This window comes from Streptomyces sp. NPDC002958 (genome assembly GCF_055563255.1).
Genome location: NZ_JBVHDS010000002.1, coordinates 449,807 through 471,112, shown reverse-complemented (window position 1 = coordinate 471,112; position 21,306 = coordinate 449,807). Strand labels below are relative to the sequence as shown.

The following is a 21,306-nucleotide window of genomic DNA, read 5'->3' as shown; positions in this document are numbered from 1 at the left end:
CCGTATGCGTAAGGAGGTGCCGTCGGGTTCACGCTCGAATCCGACGGCACCCCTCTGCGTACGCCGTGACTACGGCAGGGCTTCCGCCACCTCGCGGAAGTGTGCGGCTGCCTCGTCGAGTTGGGACGCGACTTCGAAGGCGATCTCTTTCGGGGAGCCGAAGTCCTCAACGTCCGGGGCGAGGTGGGCCGGTAGGTCGAGGTTCGTCTTCGGGCGGTCCAGCAGGTCGTTCACCGGATAGCGGCGGAAACGCTTCGACTCGGTCCGTGCGGCGAAGCCGTCCGCGGGCAGGCAGGCGGCGATGAAGTCGTCGAAGTCTTCTTCGTCACAGGGTTGCCTGTGTCCGTGTGGTGGATTCCGGTGCGGGCGTCGTACACCCACAACTCGCGCGTGACGGCCTTCTGATCTGGCCGGGGGGTGGACACGGTGAAGAAGAGAACGTTCGACTTCACGCCCTTGCGGTGGAACAGCCCGGTGGGCAGGCGAAGAAGCGTGTGCACATCGCAGTTCTTCAGCAGGGCCCGGCGGACGGTGGCCGCGGCGCCACTGCCGAATAGGACCCCGTCGGGTACGAATACAGCAGCTCGCGTGTCCTTGGGCAGGGTGACCATCAGGTGCTGGAGGAAGTTCGTGGGGAAGTCCCCGTAGGCCAGGAAATCGTCCCGCATGGTTGCGTCCGGCACAACGCCGTTGCTCTTGAACGGTGGGTTGCAGATCGCCACGGTGGGGATGACGCCGGACTCGGCCCGTACGATCGGAAACTTTCGCGTGAGCGTGTCCGCGAGCCGCACCGGGGCCGGGTCGGAGAAGGGGCGCACCGTGTTCAGCAGGATGTTCATCGTGGCGAGCCGACACATCTGCGGGTCCAGATCGGCACCGGCGATCGCGGAGCGGTCATGGGACTGCATCGCCTTGTGTGCCGCTATGAGTGTCGTTCCGGTGCCGCATGCCGGGTCGATGACGATGTCGTCTGGGCCCACGCCGAGCACCTTGTTGACGGCACTCAGGACAGGGACAGGGGTTAACGTCTGCCCCGTATCGATCTTGCGGTCGATGTCCTCGGAGCAGTCACGCAGCATCGAGGAGAAGGCCTGACCCAGTTCGACTTGGGGGACGGTCCGCCATTGGTAGGGATCGATCTCGTCGGTAATCAGCTGGGCGAGCTCGGCCATACGGTCGAGGGGCCAGGGCTGCGCGTCGCGGAAGACCATGCTTGCGGTCTGCCGGTCGGTGTGGTCGACCAGGGTCTGGTCGCCTAGTTTCTTCATGATGGAGGAGAGCCCGGTGTGCAGAGCCTCACCGCTGAGCAGCACCAGGTTCGGCCAGGCGTCGACAGGCGCTACCGGTGTCCGGGCGAACTTGCTGGAACGGTTGGCACGTTCGTAATCCAGCTTGAGGAACAGCAGATAGCCGATGTGCTCCACGAACTGGAGCTGGGTGATGGCGCGGGTGCTGGTCTTCTCACGGTAGAACTTCCAGAGCCGTGCGGTGATACTCGCCTCTGTCCAGGAACTCTCCCGCGGAATAACCGTTCCCGCTGCCGAACCGTTGCTTTGGCCGAACCCGTTGACCATGTGTCACCCAGTCCCTCTGTCAGTACTGGTGAGCCTTCTGGGGCCGTACGGCCCCAGAAGGCTCACCATCCCGGTCTCCGGAGCGGACTCCGGCAGGGCCCTTGGCCATGAGCCCGGGTGTCGGGCATCGGTGGGCGAGGGACTGGAGCCGGGCTACCGCTCTTGGTCTGCTTCTTCGGTGGTGCTGGTGGTGCTGGAAGCGCTGCTCGGGTCGTTTTCTGCGGCCGGGGTGGTCGCAGCTTCGGTTGTCACACGGACGGTCTTCTTGAGGGCCTGTGCGACAGCGGTGAACTCGGCCAAGGCAGTCTCCAGTTCGTCCACAATTTCCTGGGCGATCACATCCGGCGGTGCAAGCGCGGCGGAGGCGGAAGCTGGCTGAAGAACCGTCAGGTCAAGATTGACCTTGTCGCGAGCAACCAACTCATCGTACTCATATGATCGGAAGCGATCACTGGGTTTCCGGGCGGAGTAGTCCGTGCCCCCCGAGTGGAAGGCGGAGACGAAGTCGTCCAGGTGTTCGCGGCGCAGGGCACGCTGCTTCAGCGTGAAACGCTGATCGGTGCGGAAGTCGTACACCCACAGCTGCTTGGTGGCGGGCTTGCCGCCTGGGCGAGGGGGAACCTTGTCGAAGAACAGCACATTGGCCTTGACCCCGTTGGCATAGAAGATGCCAGTGGGCAGCCGCAGCAGGGTGTGGACGTTGGTGAGGTCCAGCAACCGGCGACGGATCTCCGCGCCGGCGCCGCCCTCGAAGAGGACGTTGTCGGGCAGGACGAGCGCGGCCCGGCCGTTCGTCTTCAGCAGGGTGTAGATGTGCTGGACGAAGTTCAGCTGCTTGTTGGTGGTCTGGGTCCAGAAGTCCTTGCGGGCGCCGTACGCCTCGCCGGTGACCGAACCCACGCCGAAGGGCGGGTTGGCCAGGACGATGTCGTAGAACTTGTGCGGCGACTTGGCCAGTGAGTCCTGGAGGGTGATCAAAGGACGGCCCTCGGACGTACCGATGCCGTGCAGCAGCATGTTCATCAGCGCGAGCCGGGCGGTCTCCCGGACGAGCTCGTAGCCGGTGATGGCGCCGGTCTGAAGCTTGCGCGCCTGGTCGCCGTACAGCTGGTCCTCGTAGCGCTCGGCAATGTGGGCGTGCGCGGCGATCAGAAAGCCGCCAGTGCCGCAGGCGGGGTCGGTGATCGACTCGCCGGGCCGGGGCTGTACGCAGTCGACCATCGCGTCGATGAGCGGGCGGGGCGTGAAGTACTGGCCAGCACCGGTCTTGCGGTCCTCGGCACCACGCTGGAGGAGACCTTCGTAGGCATCGCCCTTGAGGTCCTGGTTCTCGCGGGTCCAGGTGTAGGGGTCGATCAGATCCTTGACGAGCCGCTCCAGGACGGCAGGCTCATGGATCTTGTTCTGCGCCTTGGTGAAGACCTCGCCGAGCATGGTGCCGCCCTTGCGGCCCAGCTCCCGCAGGACGTGCTCGTAGTGGTCCAGGAGATCCTCGGCCGAACGACTGGTGAGACTTGGCCAGTCCAGACCTTCCGGGACGAGCGGCTCTTCCGGCATGTTCTTGCGGAACTTCGCCGGGCGGTTGGCGCGCTCGTCGGCCATCTTCAGGAAGAGGAGATAGGTCAACTGCTCGACATAGTCGAGGGTGGAGACGCCTGAGTGCCGCAACAGCTCGCAGTACGACCAGAGGCGGTTGACGAGTGTCGAGGTCGTCTCCCCGGCGGACCGGGTGGGAGCGGTGGCGCTGTTCACTAGGGCGGGGGTGGTGCTCATGAGGGCAGTTCTTCCTGACCGGGCGCTGAGGGACGGGGCTTGCGTGCCGTGCGCTTACGAGGGGCCTTCTTGGCCCGAGTCCCTTGCTCGGCGCGGATACGGTGGAGGAGAGCCGATGCCGGTTCGTCGGTGGGGTCTTGGGGGACGAGGGCTCCGGTGAAGGCGGCATACAGAAGAGCAGCGCGGAGACCTCGGGCCTGTTCGGTGTGTTCCGTGAGGGGCCGACGGAATCCGTCTACCAACTCGATGCGACGGTTTATTTCCTGAGCGATTTCCTTGCGTGTGATATCGCTTCGGGGAATTGGGATTCTGGCGCTCTGGACGATTTTTTGCGAGATGTTTCGCATAGAATCGCTTGTTCCGGTAGCGGACTCGGAATAGTAGGCTCTCACTGGCGGCGATGAAAGAACATGGATAAGCCAGTCGGGGGATACTTCAGGCTTCGGGACGAGGCGTAGGCTCTTGTCGCTGAGGAGTAGTTTTTCACGGGTGGGGCCGACTAGTACCGGTGCACCGACATAATCAACGGTGTTCGCCCGGCTCACTAGAATGTCGCCGCTCTGGATCTCATAACTGGGATCAGGGTCCCTCTCGGGAGGAAATGCCTTATTTTCTTCCGGTCGAAACTCCCCCCAAGTCATTGCGCTGACTTTGATGATGCCCCATTCGTCATCTTCTGCGGGGCGGGGAAGGCAGGTGAAGGACCTTCCAGCCTCGATCCCGGCCAGCACGTCGCCGACGACTCCCCATTCCCAGTCGTCGCCGAGCGGCTTCTCGGGGCTCGGCCATAGGGCTTGAGTGCGGATTGCCTGAACTAGATTAGCAACCTTCTCCCGAGCCCCATGCACGGCGCTTTCCCCGGCTTCGATGCGAGCGATCTGCTGCTCGATTTCGGCTACGATTCTTCTTTGCTCGGTAATCGGTGGAACCGGGATCTCGAGGGATTCTAGATAGGGTCGAGGTACGCGACGCTGGCCCACCGCTCCCGACATTTGGTGCTCGGCTGCGCTGCGTACGGAAGCCTGCAAAAGATAGTGCATCAAGTACTCAGGGAGGACAGCTCCACGACTGCGAAGCACGTGGAATTCGGTACTGCCTAGGGCGCGACCGCCAACGAGCCCTTGCGCCTTTGCGATCTTTCCGTTTTCCATACACGGTGTGATCTTCGCGAAGAGAACGTCGTTTTCCTGGAAGTGAGTCAGAGACTTCTTCTTGAGGGCTCCGTACTGTACGCGCGTCGAAGCCTCCATACGTCCGGTTTCAGCCTCAACTGCCGCCATAGGGACCTGGGAGATGAAGTCGTCGTCTTCAGGTTCCTCATCGAAGCCGCGCGGGTTCACATCGCACAGATCAGCGATGGTTGCCCATGCCCACCCTGCTGGCAACCCCTCCCGGGCTCCCGCAGAAGGCACCTCAGGCCCTCCGGCCCCGCCCCCCACAGCCACATCCAGTTCCAGCGTCACGCGCCCAGCTCCCTGTCCAGTTCGTCGAGGATCTCTTCCGCCCTCGTCTCGCCGAACTCCGCGAGCAAGCCGTCCGTGCCGTTCCTCATAGTGAACGGGGCGTAATCGAGGTCGGCGGTGTCGAAGCGTACACGCTCGACTGTGGCACCGGCGATGTGGTCCAGCCACCACCGCTCGGCCCTGGTAAAGGTCACTCCGGCCTGTTCCTGCTGGGCGAGCCAGGCCGCGTACCGCTCCCGTACCACCTCCGCATGCGGGCGGGGCGGCTCGGTGCCCTGCCTCGCTCCCCCCGCCAGCTCGTACCGCAGCAGGGCGAGTAGATCGGCTGCTGTCCGGGCGGCGGAACGGTCCGCGGCTACGGCCTCGCCCACCTGCTCATAAGCGCGCCAGAGCCGGTCAGCAGTCCAAGCACGTGGTGGGCGGGAGATGGACCGGGCCAGGTCCTTGAGGCGCTTGAGAGCTTCGCGAGGCGGGACCTGTGAATCGGCTGCGAAGGCGATGGAGAGCGCCGCGATCTCGTCTCGGTGCTCGTCTATGTAGGCACGCCAGTCCTGCACGGTGTCGTTTGCCGCCGACTCGTCCTCCGGAACGGCGCCGGCTGACACCAGGGCATCCCGGCTGTTCTCGTCGTACAGGATGTCCTTCGCCCGGCGCATCTCCAGCAGGCGGTTGCGCAGCTCGGGGTTGGATGCCAGCGGCCGGAGGGCGCGCTCGACCGCGTCCCGGATGGCCCGCTCCGGATCGAGGCCCAGGCGTTCCGCGGCTTCGCGGGTCTTGGCCTGTTCGTCGACGGCGACGGCCTCGACCATGTTGTGCACGATGGTCTTCAGCGGCACGCCGCCGGTGAGGCTCTCCGTCTCGGCCCGTTCCTCGTCCGTCATTTGGAGATCGAGCTTGGCGAGACGGGCAGCCAGGGTGGAGACATGCTCGTCCTCCGCGATGCCACGGGCGGTGAGGCGGAGGAGTTTCTCCAGGTTGAGGTCCTTCTCCGTGTGTCGCTCCAGTGGACCCGCGTCCACCTTGTCCTTCCGGGTGACCCCCACTGCGTCGACGATCACGAAGCGTGTTTTGGGGCCGACGCCCGGAGTGACACGCTCGAACTCGGTCAGCGACAGGGTCCGCGCACCCCGGCCCTTCATCTGCTCGAAGTACGCCCAGCTGTTGACGTCCCGCAGGAAGAGTAGGCACTCCAGCGGTTTGACGTCCGTGCCGGTCGCGATCATGTCCACGGTGACCGCGATACGCAGCTGCGGCAGGTTACGGAAGTCTGAGAGGCGTTCGGCGGGCTTCTTCGCGGCGTGCGTGATCTTTGCGCAGAAGTCGTCGCCCTTGCCGAAGATGTCGCGGACGACTTCGACAATTTCCTCGGCGTGGTTGTCGTTCTTCGCGAAGATGAGCGTCTTCGGGACGTACATCTCGTCCCACAGAAGCTCACCGGTCTGCTCATCGCGTTTGGCGCGCTCGGGGAAGATCTCGGTGAACAGTCGCTCGCGGAAGGTACGGATGACGGTCCGCAACTGGTCCTTGCTGATCACGCCGACACCGACTTGCCCGGCGCTGTATGTGATGTCCTCGTCGAAGTCCTCGTAGCGCTGCCGCCGGGTGCGCCGGTCGCGGACCGGGATGGTTCCCTGGGCGATGACACCACCCTCACCCGTTATCCGGGTCAGGATTTCGTACACCTGGAAGTCGACGTTGACGCCGTCGGCGACGGCCTCCGGGTAGGTGTACTCGCTGACCAGGTTGCCGTTGAAGTAGCCGAAGGTCTGCGCGACGGGTGTCGCGGTCAGGCCGACGATCGGCGCGTCGAAGTACTCCAGGACGGAGCGCCACCTGCCGTAGATGGAACGGTGGCATTCGTCGACGACGATCAGGTCGAAGGACTCGGGAGGGATGCCCTGGTTGTATCCGACGGTGATGCCGCCGGGCACTTCGTACGAGTACTCCTCCTCGCCGTCCGCGCCGGTCCTCGTGGGCACGCTTGCACCCGTCAACTCCATGTACAGGCGCTGCACCGTGGAGACGACGACTTTCGCGGACGCGTTCATGCCCTCGGCGCCAAGACGCTGGACGTTAAACAGATCGGCAAAGACTCGGTTGGTATCCGGCGTGACGAAGTTCTCGAACTCGGTCTGCGCCTGAGCGCCCAGGTTGTTGCGGTCCACCAGGAACAGGACACGCTCCGCCTGGGCATGCTTGAGCATCCGGTAGGCGAACGTAACGGCCGTGTACGTCTTGCCGGCACCGGTCGCCATCTGTACGAGGGAACGGGACTGGCCTGTTCCCTGCTGGCCCTTGCCGAGCGCGACGGACTCCTCGACCCCGCGCACCGCTTTGATCTGGGCGGGACGGAGAGGGCGTTCGTCGAGATCGGGCATCCGGGTCCGCAGCCGCGCCCGGTACGAGGGCGCCTGCGGGTCCTGCTCTGCCTGGCGAATCCACCGGGCCAGAGTGCGGGGCTGATGGAAGGAGAAGATCCGCCGGGTGCGCGAGTCCGGGTCGAGGGTGTTGCGGAATCGCGTCTCGCCGCCGTCCGAGACGTAGCGGAACGGAAGCGGAGTGCGCCAGGCGATGAGGCGCTGTTGTGCGTCGGTGGGGTGGTCCGCGTACCGGTCGGCCTGCTCCTGGGCAGCGGTCAGGTCCGCGCCCTCACGCTTGGCCTCGATCACCCCAACAAGCTTGTGCTCCACGTACAGGGCGTAGTCCGCGCGGCCCGTCGCGGTGGTCGTCTCCCGGACAGCGACACCACTGCCACGCCGGTCGCCCTGTACGTACAGGTTGAGGTCGGCCCCGGCGTCCTGGACGCTCCAGCCGGCCTCGGTGAGCATTTCGTCCAGGCGCGTGCGCACCTGGGCCTCAGTGAGGGGCTCGCGGGCGGCCTGCTCGGCGTTGTCCAGCAGACGGGCGCGTTCCGCCACCGCCTCGGAGGCGGCAGTACGGTCGATGGCCTGCGCGCGCAGCACCCGGGCGTCGTCCTCGGACTGCGCCTGCTGGAGCGCCGCGAGCCGCTCGCGCATGGCTTCGACTTGGCGGGCCAGATCCTTACGCTCGGCGGTGGCGGCGGCCAGTTCCCGTTCGGCGGCGGCGCGTGCAGCTTGCTCGGCCTGCGCCTGCGAAGCCTGCCCCTCGTAACTGAGGCGGGCCTCTACCAGAGCACGACGGGCCTCCGCCACCTGCGTGCGCAGGGCCCTGCTCTCTCCGGCCGGGGTGCGCGCCGGGTCCGGCGGCACGAAGGTCTGCTGGTCGCGGGAGGCGGTCAGGAGTCGGTAGTACCAGACGCCCAGGCGGTGGCAGGTCCGCAGCGCACGGAAGGCGTCGTCGGGGTTGTCGTAGCCATCATGGTTGGCCTTGTTACCCAGGACGCGGACCTCGTGGAAGGCGTCTTTCACGTTGCCGTGCAGATAGCCCTCGCGGTCCAGGGCCGCCAGGCGCTCGATCTGCTTGCTGCCGGAGTACTGGACGCGGCCTCGGAGAACGAGATCGGAGGCGAGGGCTTCGCCGAACTGGCGGGACTTGAGCAGGGAGGTGTTGGGATCGGTGAAGACATGGGCCTCGGCGGCAGCGCCGTAGGCGACGAGCAGCGGCAGATGGGCGTACAGAAAACCGAAGTTGCGTGAAGTCCGGGCAAGTTGAGCAAGATTTGGGTCCGGCGTTCGTGACGCGCCACCTGCGCTCATCAGATGCGTATGCTCTCTCTGGGCTAGCTGTGGGCACCCGGGTAGCCTCGGGCTGTTCGGGTGCAGCGGGGATCTTTGAGCCTAGCGTCGCGGGGGTGGCGGTGCCACGACTTTCGGCCTCGGGATAGGCGAGGCGACGAAGCAAGGATGGAGCTGCTCCAGATCGTCGACGTTCTGGAAGTTGCTGAGCACAAGTGGCCTAGATTTGGCCTAGATTTACTTGGGCATTCGACGATGTGATGCGTCCGCGCGCAGTGGTTTATCGCGAGCGCAGGGGCACATGAAAAGGCATCCTGACCAACATTGCTGTTGGTCAGAGGGCCTTTTGGTACGCATCCGCCCCACTGTGAGTCTGCTGATGGCAGGCCTGGTGAAGCTGGTCACGCAGCGCCTGGAGCTCTTCGTTGGTGATGGGCCCGTGCTCGGCTTCGGCGACGTGGATGACCTCGGTGAGGTTGTCGCGTTCGATCTGGCGGGCGACGGCGGCGGCGACATAAGCAGACAGGCCGGAGGGGCCGCTGCGGGCACGGGCTGCCTCCGCGATGTCGCGAGGCCTGGTGATCGAGTACTTGTCGGTAGGCTCGCCCGTACTCCTCATACTCCTCATCCTCCCGGTTCCCCTGGGTTAGACCGACCGGCAAATGGTTGGCCGCTCGTCGACTGAGGGGCCGGGATGCGAGACAGGCACGGGCTCTGCGTGATCATGGAGTTCTCTACGCTCAGTGATCACACGGAGGGCCCGTGCCTGCGGTGCCATCTTGCCTGCTCGAACCCCTGTGGGACCAGTTCGCCGCGCTCCTGCCCGCGCGGGGGGCGTTCGTTGCGGACCACCCGCTGGGCTGTCACCGCCGCCGGGTCGCCGACCGGACCGTCTTCGAGCACATCGTGCTTGCGCTGGTCCACGGCTCCGGCTACGAGCGCATCTCCAGTCCCGGATGCTCCGACCGCACTATCCGACGGCGTGTCAAAGAGTGGGCTGAGCTGGGGATATCCGAGAAGGTTCATGCCCTCGCCCTGGAAGCCTACGACCGCACGATCGGGCTGGGGCTGGCCGAGATCTCGGTTGACGGCTGCATCACCAAGGCCCCGTCCGGTGGCGAGAAGGCGGGGCGGTCACCGGTCGACCGGGGCAAGCGGGGACTGAAACGCTCGGTCGCCTCCGACGCCTGCGGCGTCCCGCTCGGCATCGTCTCCGACGGAGCCAACCGGCATGACTCGCCCATGCTCGGCCCGACCTTGGAGGCGGCCCGCACCCAGGCCGGCGCGATACCCGAAGGCGTCAATGTCAACCTGGACCGCAGCTACGACAGCGCCAAGTCCCGTGCGCTGATAGCCGAGTTGGGCTTCACGGCCGAGATCGCCCGCAAGGGAGTCCCGGCGTCGATCCAGGCCGGGAAACGCTGGGTGATCGAGCGCACGCACTCCTGGATGAACGACTACGGCAAGCTGTGACGCTGCACCGAGAAACGCGCTGAGGTCGTGGACTTCTACTTCTACCTCGCCGCCGCCCTCGTCACGCTCCGCGTGCTCATCCGACGCGCGACCAAGCGTTACCGCTGGGACGGCCGCCCCACCACCCGACGCCTCAAGTGATCCATTTGCCGGTCGGTCTTAGCCGACGGACAATCCGGTGTTCGGCGACGGCACCGCGTCCGCCCTGTCGCGTCCGCCCGGTAGCGCCGCCGTCCCGCTTCCCCGGCGAGGGGCCCACACCGCCTTGGCTGGACCCTTTCCTGCTTACCCATCGACCGGTCAATAACGCGATTCTTCCTGCCGACGCCGGGCAGTTGCCCCGCTGCGTTGCTGCCAAAACGTGTGATCGATCTCGATCCCGGACGCCGTATGCCATTGCCACCGAACGAATAGCTTCTCAAGATCGGTAAAGCCACGGATCTCACCGATGCTGTGTGGCGCGAGGCGGATTGTGGAGAAAGGGGTCGCGATGCCCAGGGCTCTGGACCTGGCCGATGTCGAGGAGCGTATCCACAGTGAGCTGCTGCGGGACGGAGTCTGCGAGGCGGGCCGGCTCGCTGTGCGACTCAGGTTTCCGACGTCGCATATTGCGCACGCCCTTGACGCATTGCTCGCCCGAGGCGTGGTCATGTGGAAGGACGATGTCGGCTCCCGGACCGTGGCGTTGCCCCCCGTCCCCGCGCCGTCGCCCGCTCCAGGGCGGGAGAGCTTCCTGACGAGAACTCAGAATCACCCACTCGCAGCTCAGTCGGTTGCTCTTCGGTCCGCGCTGCTCGGGGTCGCCGAAGAGAGTTCGCCGGGCGCTGCCGCGTCCGGGCGCGGCCCCGCGCCCGGGGCGCTGCGGCCGGCCGGACCTGACCACGCCGCGCGGATCCAGCGGGGCGCGCGGCACGAGGTGCTGTACTTCGACGCGCCCCCGTACTGGTCCGTGGACAACACCGTCCAGCTGGGGAAGCTGTCGGACGGAGTGTCGTACCGCACCGTCTACGGTCGGCACGCGATCGAGTATCCGGGGGCGATGGTGCGGATCGACCAGTGCCTGGAGGCCGGGGAGCAGGCCCGGGTGACGTCCCGGCTGCCGATGAAGATGATGATCGTCGACCGGGAGCATGCCATCATCTGTGCCTTCGGCGAGGGCGAGGGCGACCCGGGGGAGTTGGTGATCGTCGACCCCAGTCCACTGCTCGACGGCCTGATCGAGCTGTTCGATCGGGTATGGGCCGATAGCTGGCCCTTCGACCGCGGGGGCACCGCGGTCGGTGTCGCCAGGGACGAACTGGGCACCGAGGACAAGCGGTTGCTGACCTTGCTGCTCAGCGGGCTGACCGACGACGCGATCGCCCGGCACCTGGGCGTCGGCCGACGTACCGTACTGCGTCGCGCCCGTAGCCTGATGGACCGGGTTCGCTACCCGGATGCAGCTCGCATGGTATGCGGCCAGGCGCGGCTGGGTGGAAGCGTCGCGCCAGGTAGTTGCCCCGGGACCGGTTCAGGCGTAGCGGACAGCGGGACGTGGTCGGGGCGCCGGACCCCACGCGACACGTGGTCCGAGCGCCCCGACGCGTGAGGCGCATCCCTCCCGGTCCCCCAAGAGCCCCTGCCTTCACAACTGGCACACATGCGCCATGTCCCGGACCTTCAGCCCGCGCCCTGACGGGCTATAGCCCAAGGCCGTGAAGTTACGGCTCTGGGGGCGTTGGCAAGCGCGCTCTGATCTGCGGCAACTTCGGACGTGAGAAGCGGAGCCCCGGTAGAACTGGCAGTCGGACCAAGAAAGCCGTTCACAGCACCGGAGGCTCCGCTGTCCGATCAGTGTGTCGTCACGCGTGAAATCAGGGTAGCCAAGGGCCTGTTCGCCCCCGGGCACCTGGGGGAGCTCACCCAGATCGTCCCGTTCGAGATGGTCGATGCGGCCCTCATCGAGACCGGTGCCCTCCAGCAACGACTGCGGAAGATCCCCGCCCGGGTGGTGGTCTACCTGCTGCTGGCCGCAGCCCTGTTCGAGGAATGCGGCTACCTGGCCGTCTGGCGCAAGCTCACCGCCGCGCTGGAGACGATACCGGTCGCGAAGGTCACCGGCACGGCACTCTGGCACGCCCGGGCCCGTCTCGGCGTCCGTCCCATGCGGGCCGGCCACGGCAATCCGTACCGTCGGCGCCCGTTTCAAAGGCTTACTGACCGTCGCGATCGACGGCACCTACCTCGATGTCCCCGACACCCCGCTACACCGGGCCCGCCTGGGAAAGGGCACCAACCAGTACGCGGCTTCCGGCTACCCGCAGATCTGCCTGACCGCGCTGGTGGCCTGCGGCACGCGGGCAGTCCTGGACGCCGCCTTCGGGCCCCGGTCCAGCGGCGAGACCGTCTACGGCAAGCGACTGACACGCTCCCTTCACGCCGGAATGATCGTCCTGCTCGACCGGGGCTTCTCCGGCAATACGTTCCTGGCCGCTGTCGCCGCCACCGAGGCCGCCTTCCTGGCTCGCGTCTCGGCCGCCCGCAAACCCCCGGTCCTGGCCCGCTTCGACGACGGCTCCTATCTCTCCCGCTTCGGTACCCTCGAGGTCCGCATCATCGAGTGCGAGATCACCATCACCACCAGCCAGGGCCGTCAGACCGGGCTCTACCGACTGGCCACCAACCTCCTTGACCACCACCGATACCCGGCATCCGACCTGGTCAGCCTGTATCACGAGCGATGGGAAGTGGAGTCCGCCTACTTCGCGATCAAGAAGTCGATGCTGAGCCGACGCGTCCTGCGCTCGCAGACCTGGGCCGGCATCGCCCAGGAGGTCTACTCACTGCTGAGTGCCTACCAGGTCCTGCGGATCGCGATCGCCGACGCCACCGAGACCACACCCGGAGTGGACCCAGACCGCGGCAGCTTCAGCGTTGCATTCCGATGCGCCCGCGATCAGATCATTCAGGCCGCGGGCATCATCGCCGACACCGTGATCGACCTCGTCGGAACGATCGGCCGAGCCGTCCTGGACCAGCTCCTGCCCACCCGCCGCCTCCGCATCAGCCCCCGCGCAGTGAAACGACCCCTGTCCCGATACGCGTACAAGAGCCTCAAGGTCGACCGACGCACCTACACGGCCACCCTCAGCATCAACATCTTGACGCCAACGATCAGTCCGTAACTTCACGGCCTTGGGCTATAGCCTCCGGGTGCGCCGCCCGGTCCGGGTCCGTTCCTTTCCGCTTTCGGGGCTCTCATGCCCGTACTTCGGCGTGCGCTCCTTGCGCTCGTTCTCGTCTTCCACCCAAGGAGAAGTACGTGCCGACCCCCTCACGCGGCAGACTCAGGAGACGGCTGCTCGCCGTCACGACGGTGCTCGCCACCGGCGCGCTGATACCCGGGATCAGTTCCGGGACGGCGACCGGAGCACCCCTCGCGCCCTCCCCGGCCGGCGGCTCGTTACTGAAGGCGGCGAAGAACGCGAAACCGGCCGAGATCACCCTCGTCACCGGTGACAAGGTGGCGGTGACGAGTGGTGCGGGCGGCCGTACCTCCGTGACCGTCACACCCGCGCCCGGCAACGGGACGACGTTCCAGACCGTCACCGATCCGAAGGGCGACCTGTACGTCTACCCGACCGACGCGCTGGCCGGTCTCGCCCTGAACACCCTGGACCGGCGGCTGTTCAACGTCACCCAGTTACTGAAGGACGGGCACGGGGACGTCAAGGACAGCACGCTGCCCGTGATCGTCTCGTACGCCGACAAGCCCTCCCGCACAGAGCTGACCGACCGGGCGCGACGGTTGCCCGCCAGCAGGACCGGCGTCGTGCTGAACCGTACGGGCATGGCCGCCCTCCGGGTCGACAAGCACAAGGCGGCCTCGTTCTGGAAGGCCGCCCAGCCCGCGCCGGCCAGGACGGGCCGGGCGAAGACCGCGGTCGGTTCCGGCGTCGCCAAGATCTGGTACGACGCGCCCGCGAAGGTGACCCTCGACAAGAGCGTCCCGCAGATCCACGCCCCCGAGGCATGGGCGGCCGTCTACGACGGCACCGGCACCAAGGTCGCCGTCCTCGACACCGGCGTCGACCTCGGCCACGCCGACGTCAAGGACCGGGTCATCGAGGCGAAGAGCTTCGTCGGAACCCCCACGGTCCAGGACGGCCATGGCCACGGCACCCACGTCGCGTCCATCATCGCGGGCAGCGGCGCCGCCTCGGACGGACGCTACAAGGGCGTCGCCCCCGGCGCCGACCTGCTGATCGGCAAGGTCCTCGGCGACAACGGCAAGGGCCCGGATTCCGGCGTCATCGCCGGGATGGAATGGGCCGTAGACCAGGGCGCCGACGTGATCAACATGAGCCTGGGAAGCGCCGGAGACTCCGCGGACGACCCCTCCACGGAGGCGGTGAACCGGCTGAGCGCGACGAGCAAGTCCCTGTTCGTGATCGCCGCCGGCAATGACGGCCCGGGCACGTCCACGATCGGAAGCCCCGGCGCCGCCGACGCGGCCCTGACGGTCGGCGCTGTCGACAAGTCCGAGGTGCTCGCCGGCTTCTCCAGCCGGGGCCCGCGCAGTTACGACCACGGGATCAAGCCGGACGTCACCGCTCCCGGCGTCGACATCGTCGCCGCCCGCGCGGCAGGCACCGCCATGGGCACCGTGGTCGACGGGAAGTACACATCGGCCAACGGCACCTCGATGGCCACCCCGCACGTCGCGGGCGCCGCCGCCATCCTCGCGCAGCGGCACCCAGACTGGCAGGGGGAGCGCCTCAAGGCCGCGCTGACCTCGCACACCGACCCCTCCGCCGCGTACAGCGTCTACGAGCAGGGCAGCGGCCGCGTGAACGTCGCCGCCTCCCTCGACTCCCGAGTGGACCTCTCCGGGCCCGCCGACTTCGGCATGATCTGGTACCCGGGCAAGGGCGAGACGTACGACAAGCTCACCCGCACCCTCGCCCCCTCAGCAACCCCACCGACACGGCGACGACCGTGAAGCTCGCCGCGCACACCACGAAGGGCACCCTGCCCGACGGCGCGCTGACCTTCGGCCACGACGAGATCACCGTTCCCGCCGGCGGCAGCACCGAAGTCCCGGTCGTCCTCGACCCGAACCTCCTCGACGCGGGCGACTACACGGGCGACGTCACGGCGACCACCGCGGACGGCGCCACGGCACACGCCGCGCTCGGCTTCACCAAGGAGGTCGAGAGCTACGGCATGACCGTCGACCTCAAGGACCGCACGGGCGGCGCCCCCGACCGGAGCCTCGTCGTAGTCATGGGCCTCGACAGCGACTACTACCAGAGCTTCCCGACGAGCGGCCGGGGCAGCCTCAAGCTGCGCGTTCCCCAGGGGAACTATGCCCTCTACGGCGGAATCACCACCGGCGATCTCGGCTATAAACACGGAGCCGCCGACGCCCTCGACCTGTTCAGCCTCCCCGACGTCACGGTCACCGACAAGCCCGTCACCGTGACCGCGGACGCCACCCGGGCGAGCGACTTCCGGCTGAACGTCGTCGGTGAGAAGCGACCGCTCCAGTCCTCCACATTCACCTACCAGTTGCGCCGCACCGCCCCGAACGGCCGCACCGCGAGCATCTCCACGACCGGCGACGCCGCACCCACGACCGGGCACTTCGGCGCCATCCCCACGGCCGAGCCCCGGACGGGCACGCTGTCCACGACCTTCTACCAGCGTGAGCGGCAGCCACTGCTCACCGGCGAGGTCAGCGGCCACAAGGGCTTCCCCCTGACGCTGCGGGCACCCGTCAACCTCGCACGCTTCGACGGCACCAAGAACCTTGAGGTCGTGGACATCGGCCGCGGGAGCCCCGAGGAACTGGCCGCGAAGGACATCAAGGGCAAGGCCGTGCTCATACACCACGACCGTCCGGTCAGCGTCGGAGTGCTGGCCGGTGAGCTGGATGACGCCGGCGCCGCCGCAGTCCTGGTCGCCCGGACGACCGACCGCAGCGTCTACGCCAGCGTCGGCAACGGCCTGAACATCCCGTTCGCCGGAATCAGTTACCGGGACGGACAGGAACTGGCCGCACGGATCGCGGCGGCCGGTCACGGCAAGCCCGTCACCGTCGCCCTGCACGGCCAGAAGGAGTCGGCCTACGCCTACTCCGGTCAGTGGAGTTTCCACGACGGTATCCCCGCCGACCTCGGTGCCACGGTCCAGCGCAAGGACTTCGCCAAGATCACCAACGCCTTCCACGGCTACGGACGCGAGCAGTACAGCGCCTACGTGCAGGACGTCTGGGGCCCCGAGGCGACGAACACCGTGTCGGAGCGGGTGCCGGAGGTCGTCCTCCGGGGACAGCAGCGCGACGACTACGTCTACGCGAAGGGCGGCCTCACGTACCAGCAGCACGTCGGATTCAAGGTCTACAGCCCCCAGATGCACGGTAGGACCGAGACCCCGCGTCCCGGCCGTTCCATGACCGAGAACTGGTTCGAGCCCGCCCTGCACCCGGCTCCGCTGGGCAGCATGGTGTCCTGCAACTTCTGCAGCACCGACCAGGGCGTCGCGGTGCTGCCCGGGGTGGGGGCGGACTCCGACCCCGAGCACTACACCGACTGGGGCCCCATCCCCAGGACCGCGTTCTACCGCGACGGGAAGGAGATCGAGGACGGCAGCCAGTGGACCATCAAGGACAGGGCCGCTTACCGGCTGGACATCGACCTCCCGTTCGACACGGAATCCGAGAACTACTTCGAGGGCGCCAAGGGCACGCACACGCAGTACTCGTTCACGGCGGACGCCCCTCGCGGGGTGAACCAGGAAACCTGCAAGGACGTCCTCCACCAGGTCTCGACCTGTGAGCCCCTGCCGGTGATCGCGACGCACTACCGGATCTCCTCCGACCTGCTCAACCGGGTCCGTGCGGGCACCCCGTACTCCTTCACCCTGGACGGCTACCGGGCCAAGGGCTGGACGGGGTCGACGAAGCTCGCAGGGGCGAAGGTCTCGGTGAGCTACGACGGCGGCACGACATGGCGCCCGGCCACGGTCGAGCGCGCGGACGCCGATTCCTTCCGGATCTCCTACCGCCAGCCGAAGCTCTCCGGCACCAACGGATATGTGGCGGTCAGGGCCGAACTCTGGGACAACGCGGGCAGCCGCACCGTCGAGACCCTCGACCGGGCCTACGGGCTGAAGTAGCCCGGCGCCGAGCGCGGGCGCCGCACCGGACCCCCACCCGGTGCGGCGCCATCGCTGTGTCTGCGGATTGTGGGAAGGCCGTGCGCGCCTGCCTCGGGTTCGGAGCCGAAGCCGCTGCAGGCTATGGCTGGAGGTAGTGCCTTCAGGGGATGCGAGTTCATCTGGGCAAAGGCTGGTCTTCTGCAGTCCTTGAACGATCGTCCGCGGCGATCCGCTCGATCGGCGCGAAGCTCGACATCGGGCCGGAGTCCCTGCGGAACGCTCGACCGCACTCGCACTGCCGTCATACGCGTATTACGATGCCTTCGTGGCAAAGACGCGCATCACGATCAGCTTGGAGCAAGACCAAGCGGAACGCATCAGGCGGCACGCGGAACGGGCGGGCATGGACGTCTCGGCATACCTGGTGCATGCCGCAACGCGCCAGATGGCCGAGAGTGACGCCATAGAGGAACAGTTCGCCGAGGTGGACGCACTCATCGCCCGCGCGGAGCGGTCGGCGGACGGGCTGCCCGCCGAACCTGCCCCGGAACCGACCGCGGAACTGACGGAGCAGGAACGTCGCGAAGTCGAGGAGGCCCTGGGACTCGTCCACGGCCGGGACCGGCAAGGCCGCCGTCCGGGACACGCCGCGTGAGCGCACGGGTGCCGGTCTACGACACCGGCATGCTCATCGCACTCGCCGACCGTAAGGCGAAGGCGGTGGCTCTCCACGAGGGACTGCGTACGATCCCGCACCGGGCGCTGGTGCTGGGACCGGTCCTCGCCCAGGTGTGGCGCCCCCAGTCGGCGTTGGTGCACGCCCTGTCCGGCGTCCTGAAGGATTGCACCGTCCCTCAGGCCCGTACGTCCGAGCCGCCCATGCGTGAGACGAAGGCGGGCCGTCCGGAGTGTCTGGCCTGTGCGACGGGCCCGGACCTCGTGGACTGGCGGCGCATCGGCACCGCTCTGGGGCGGGCGGCCCTGCCGGCGAAGAAGCGACCGGACGCGGTGGACGCCTGGGTGGCTCTGGCAGCGGCCCGGCACGGCAGCGCGGTGATCTTCACCACCGACCCGGGGGACATCCACGCCTACCTGACGGTCCTCGCGCCGACGGACGTGCACGTGGTCGCCGTCTGATGACCGGGAGCCACGCTCCGCCCCGTCCAGATGGTTTGCGTAGGCGGTGAACGAGCCGTCGGCAGGAGCGGGGCGCGGGGCTCGGCCCTTCGCAGGCTTGCGCTCCGCGAGCGGGTGCCGAGGCGATCAGCCGGTAACGGTAACGGCTATCCAGTGCCACGGCCTCCCCGCGCGCCGAGGACTGCTCGACGCCGGCCTGCCGACCCGGATCATCAAACAGATCCTCCCGTGCCTCGATCAGCCCCGGATCATCTACTTCTCGGACGTGACACCCGAGATGACCGGCACGCTGGAGCGTGAACGCGACCGGATGACCGAACGCATCGAGTGCCTGATCCGCAACAGGGACGCCATCGCCGACTACCTCAACGCCGTACGCAGCAACAAGTCAGCCAATGCCACATCCGAAGTGCCTACAACGTCGTGACACACAACAGCTAGTTGCACCTGCCGCGTCGCGTTCCGTTTCACCGAGGGACGATCGCTTTCCGTATGAGCTCACCGCGTGGGGAAGGTGAGCCGCAGAACGATCTCGCCGTCGTCGATTTCCCCGGTGGGCTCGAACCCGAACTTCTGATAGAAGGGCCACGGTTCGCCGTCGCCGGGCTCGTAGCTGGTCAGCAGCTCGGTGGCGCCGTCCGTGCGAACCAGGGCGGTGATCTGCGTGAGCGCCTCTCGGCCGATCCCTCGCCCCTGGTACCGCTTGTCGACGAGGAGGCGCCAGATGAAGTGCCGCCCTTTGTAAGGACCAGCCGGCGGTTTCCACGACAGCATCACGAAGCCGACTGGCTCGTCATCGCGGTACAGGGCGCGGTACCAGGGATTGGCCTCTGGTTTCTTTGTCGCCTCCTTGAGCGACTTGGACACGGAGGCGACGAACTGCTTCTGGTCACGTCGGACGCGGAGAGCGCGAACGGCATCCCGGTTGTCGTCGGTGATCTCCCGAAGCTGCACGCCTGGGGACCTCATGCCACACCCCTTCCTGCATTCGGCAGCTGCCCCATCCGGGCCGACGTGAAGAGTCGCCGCCGCGCGGCAGTCCGTTGTGTATACGCAATATCAAGGACTCAGGTTGGACGTCTTCGCAGCGTATTCGACGCAGCGGATCTGGAGCGGGACTGGCACGCCGGGCTGCGCCCGCGTCCGAGGCAGCTGCTTTGACCTGTGCAGACGCTCCAAGATCCTGTCCACAAAAAGTCCACAGACCCCGTCCTGGGGCCGCTCGGCGCTGCACATGCCTGCGCATACGCGAAGACCCCGGCCTCAGCGTGATTGCTGATGACGGGGTCTTTGGGCACTTCATGCGAAGTGCCCCCGGCAGGATTCGAACCTGCGCACACGGCTCCGGAGGCCGTTGCTCTATCCCCTGAGCTACGGGGGCGTATCGCTGTGTTGCTCGGCGACGGGGGAAACACTACCAGCTTCCTCAGGGTGTCGGTGAACAGGTATTTCCGGCCCCGAAGGGGCGGCGTGGGTGCCCGTCGAGGGAGAGGCGCAGGGTGATTCTGCGTACATCCGGCCACCCTCGCGCGCCACCTCTCCGGGGTCGGAAATGGGCAATACCCGGACGCAGCCCCTACGCCCCGCCTACTCTCGGAGTGTGTCAGGGGCGTGTGGCCGCGTGCTTGTTGTCGACGACAACGAGGTCATCCGGCAGTTGATCAGGGTCAATCTTGAGCTTGAGGGCTTCGAGGTCGTGACCGCGGCCGATGGTGTCGAGTGTCTGGATCTGGTGCACCGGGTCCGTCCCGATGTGATCACGCTCGACGTCGTCATGCCCCGGCTGGACGGTCTGCAGACCGCCACCAGATTGCGCTCCGATCCGCGGACCAGACATCTGCCCGTGGCGATCATCAGTGCCTGCACCCCTCACGAGGCGGACAGCGGGGGCGTCGATGCGTTCCTGGCGAAGCCCTTCGAGCCGAGCGAGCTGGTGCGGCTCGTAAGGCAGTTGATGGGCAAAGGGGGCCCGCCGTCGCTCGACGACAGACATGGTGCCGGGAGGGCGGAGAGCGCCGCAGGGTGACCGCATGGCGAAACCGGGTCGCGAGGCAGCCCCCTTCCTCCCATACGCTTGTCCTGTGACCCCCGCCGATCTCTCCAGGACTGTGCTGCACGCCGTGCGCCGCGCGGTCGACGAGGACGCCTTGCGCGCGCCCGTGCCCGCGCGCGTGCGGGTGGAGCGGACACGTCCCGGCGGACGTGGGGATTACGCCTGCGCCGTCGCCCTCCAGCTGGCCGGACCCGCCGCGCTGCCGGCCAGGGATGTGGCGGAGATCCTTCGGGAACGGGTACAGGGAGCGCCGGGGATCGGTGGCGTCGAGGTCACCGGGCCGGGATTTCTGAACTTCACGCTGGACAATGCCGACGGCCTGGCAGCGCTTGTCCGGGCCGTCGACGAGCGCGGTACCGAGTACGGGCACGGGGACGGCCTCGTCGGCGTCTCCGTCTCGTTCGTGCCCGTCGACGAGCTGCGCGCCCGTGTCGTCACCGAGACCGTCGAGCGGCTGCTCCGGGCTCAGGGGGCCGAGGTCGCGGAGCGGACGGCGGGCGGCGAAGCGCTGCATGTGGTGCCTGTGCCGACCTCGGACCGTGATCTCTTCGAGCGGCTCGGGAGCGATGCCGCGCGCTGGGCACTGCTGCGGGCCGCCCCGCACGACCGGGCCCGGTCCACGGGGAGCGATGAGCTCCTCGTACAGCAGGAGAGCAATCCACTGTTCCGGGTGCGGTACGCACACGCCCGGACCTGTGCCCTGAGCCGGAACGCCGAGCAGCTCGGGTTCTGTGCCGCGTACGAGGAGAGCGTCGACGCGCCCGCCCTCGGTGCGCGTCTCGCCGATCACCCCGGTGTGCTCGCCGCCGCCGCCCGCCACCGTGAGCCCGACCGGCTCGCCCGGCAGCTGGAAGCGGTCGCGCAGGCCTTCTTCGACTTCCACGACAGCGCCCGGCCGCTCCCCGTCGGAGACGAGAAACCCTCGGCCGCCCACCGTTCCCGGCTCGCCCTTGCCGAAGCCGCCGGGACGGTGCTGGCAGGCGGCCTGTCCCTGCTCGGCATCAGCGCACCCGAAGTCCTCTGAGACCCGAGAGAAC

Annotated in this window: 16 protein-coding genes, 1 tRNA gene and 2 pseudogenes; 11 read left to right on the top strand and 8 right to left on the bottom strand. The window is 67.3% G+C overall.

From position 1 onward, the window contains the following. Positions 1–69: 69 nt before the first annotated feature. From ACZ3IC_RS05585 to ACZ3IC_RS05560, 6 genes are all read right to left on the bottom strand, one after another. A complete protein-coding gene (locus ACZ3IC_RS05585; protein ID WP_467412865.1) occupies positions 70–234 on the bottom strand; it encodes a hypothetical protein in 165 nt (54 codons plus the stop codon). Beyond that, the gene (locus ACZ3IC_RS05580; RefSeq protein ID WP_467412864.1) at positions 231–1,574 is read right to left on the bottom strand and encodes an HsdM family class I SAM-dependent methyltransferase; all 1,344 of its coding nucleotides are present in this window, start codon (positions 1,572–1,574) and stop codon (positions 231–233) included. The genes ACZ3IC_RS05585 and ACZ3IC_RS05580 overlap by 4 nt, the downstream gene beginning before the upstream one ends. A 153-nt stretch (positions 1,575–1,727) precedes the next feature. Then, the gene (locus ACZ3IC_RS05575) at positions 1,728–3,347 is read right to left on the bottom strand and encodes a class I SAM-dependent DNA methyltransferase (RefSeq protein WP_467412862.1); all 1,620 of its coding nucleotides are present in this window, start codon (positions 3,345–3,347) and stop codon (positions 1,728–1,730) included. After that, positions 3,344–4,810 carry a restriction endonuclease subunit S gene (locus ACZ3IC_RS05570; protein WP_467412861.1) on the bottom strand — a complete coding sequence of 489 codons (1,467 nt, stop codon included), beginning with the start codon at positions 4,808–4,810 and terminating at the stop codon, positions 3,344–3,346. Before ACZ3IC_RS05570 ends, ACZ3IC_RS05575 begins: the two co-directional genes overlap by 4 nt. Next, positions 4,807–8,487 carry a DEAD/DEAH box helicase family protein gene (locus ACZ3IC_RS05565; protein WP_467412858.1) on the bottom strand — a complete coding sequence of 1,227 codons (3,681 nt, stop codon included), beginning with the start codon at positions 8,485–8,487 and terminating at the stop codon, positions 4,807–4,809. The genes ACZ3IC_RS05570 and ACZ3IC_RS05565 overlap by 4 nt, the downstream gene beginning before the upstream one ends. Before the next feature lie 313 nt (positions 8,488–8,800). Continuing rightward, positions 8,801–9,085 carry a CopG family transcriptional regulator gene (locus tag ACZ3IC_RS05560; protein ID WP_467412857.1) on the bottom strand — a complete coding sequence of 95 codons (285 nt, stop codon included), beginning with the start codon at positions 9,083–9,085 and terminating at the stop codon, positions 8,801–8,803. Between the two features lie 143 nt (positions 9,086–9,228). Here ACZ3IC_RS05560 and ACZ3IC_RS05555 point away from each other — a divergent pair. The 9 genes and pseudogenes from ACZ3IC_RS05555 to ACZ3IC_RS05515 all read left to right on the top strand — a co-directional run bounded on the left by ACZ3IC_RS05555 (position 9,229) and on the right by ACZ3IC_RS05515 (position 18,643). Then, positions 9,229–10,080: pseudogene (locus ACZ3IC_RS05555) on the top strand (IS5 family transposase). 349 nt (positions 10,081–10,429) lie between these two features. Continuing rightward, the gene (locus ACZ3IC_RS05550) at positions 10,430–11,527 is read left to right on the top strand and encodes a helix-turn-helix transcriptional regulator (protein WP_467412855.1); all 1,098 of its coding nucleotides are present in this window, start codon (positions 10,430–10,432) and stop codon (positions 11,525–11,527) included. Between the two features lie 333 nt (positions 11,528–11,860). Continuing rightward, a pseudogene (locus tag ACZ3IC_RS05545) lies at positions 11,861–12,031 on the top strand (transposase domain-containing protein); the annotation flags it as partial. A gap of 70 nt (positions 12,032–12,101) precedes the next feature. Beyond that, positions 12,102–13,103, top strand: coding sequence for a transposase (locus ACZ3IC_RS05540; protein ID WP_467413156.1), 1,002 nt, complete (start codon positions 12,102–12,104; stop codon positions 13,101–13,103). A gap of 137 nt (positions 13,104–13,240) precedes the next feature. Then, entirely contained in the window at positions 13,241–14,920 is a 1,680-nt protein-coding gene (locus ACZ3IC_RS05535) for a S8 family serine peptidase (protein WP_467412853.1), read from the top strand. Beyond that, positions 14,917–17,097, top strand: coding sequence for a protease-associated domain-containing protein (locus tag ACZ3IC_RS05530; RefSeq protein ID WP_467412852.1), 2,181 nt, complete (start codon positions 14,917–14,919; stop codon positions 17,095–17,097). Before ACZ3IC_RS05535 ends, ACZ3IC_RS05530 begins: the two co-directional genes overlap by 4 nt. Positions 17,098–17,404: 307 nt before the next feature. Beyond that, positions 17,405–17,734: a plasmid mobilization protein gene (locus ACZ3IC_RS05525; RefSeq protein ID WP_467412849.1), complete on the top strand. Its 330-nt coding sequence runs from the start codon at positions 17,405–17,407 to the stop codon at positions 17,732–17,734. Further along, complete coding sequence (locus tag ACZ3IC_RS05520) at positions 17,731–18,216, top strand: hypothetical protein (RefSeq protein ID WP_467412847.1); 486 nt, start codon at positions 17,731–17,733, stop codon at positions 18,214–18,216. The genes ACZ3IC_RS05525 and ACZ3IC_RS05520 overlap by 4 nt, the downstream gene beginning before the upstream one ends. A gap of 148 nt (positions 18,217–18,364) precedes the next feature. Next, positions 18,365–18,643, top strand: coding sequence for a MerR family transcriptional regulator (locus ACZ3IC_RS05515; RefSeq protein ID WP_467413153.1), 279 nt, complete (start codon positions 18,365–18,367; stop codon positions 18,641–18,643). 71 nt (positions 18,644–18,714) lie between these two features. Here the strand turns inward: ACZ3IC_RS05515 and ACZ3IC_RS05510 are convergent, their stop codons facing one another. Together ACZ3IC_RS05510 and ACZ3IC_RS05505 are read right to left on the bottom strand one after the other, a co-directional pair. Next, on the bottom strand, positions 18,715–19,083 hold the full coding sequence (locus tag ACZ3IC_RS05510) for a GNAT family N-acetyltransferase (protein ID WP_467412844.1): 369 nt from the start codon (positions 19,081–19,083) through the stop codon (positions 18,715–18,717). Positions 19,084–19,525: 442 nt separating this feature from the next. Beyond that, positions 19,526–19,597: transfer RNA gene (locus ACZ3IC_RS05505), tRNA-Arg, on the bottom strand. A gap of 240 nt (positions 19,598–19,837) precedes the next feature. Here ACZ3IC_RS05505 and ACZ3IC_RS05500 point away from each other — a divergent pair. Then, entirely contained in the window at positions 19,838–20,242 is a 405-nt protein-coding gene (locus ACZ3IC_RS05500; protein WP_467412843.1) for a response regulator, read from the top strand. A gap of 55 nt (positions 20,243–20,297) precedes the next feature. Beyond that, entirely contained in the window at positions 20,298–21,293 is a 996-nt protein-coding gene (nrtL, locus tag ACZ3IC_RS05495; protein WP_467412841.1) for an ArgS-related anticodon-binding protein NrtL, read from the top strand. The last annotated feature ends 13 nt before the right edge of the window (positions 21,294–21,306 follow it).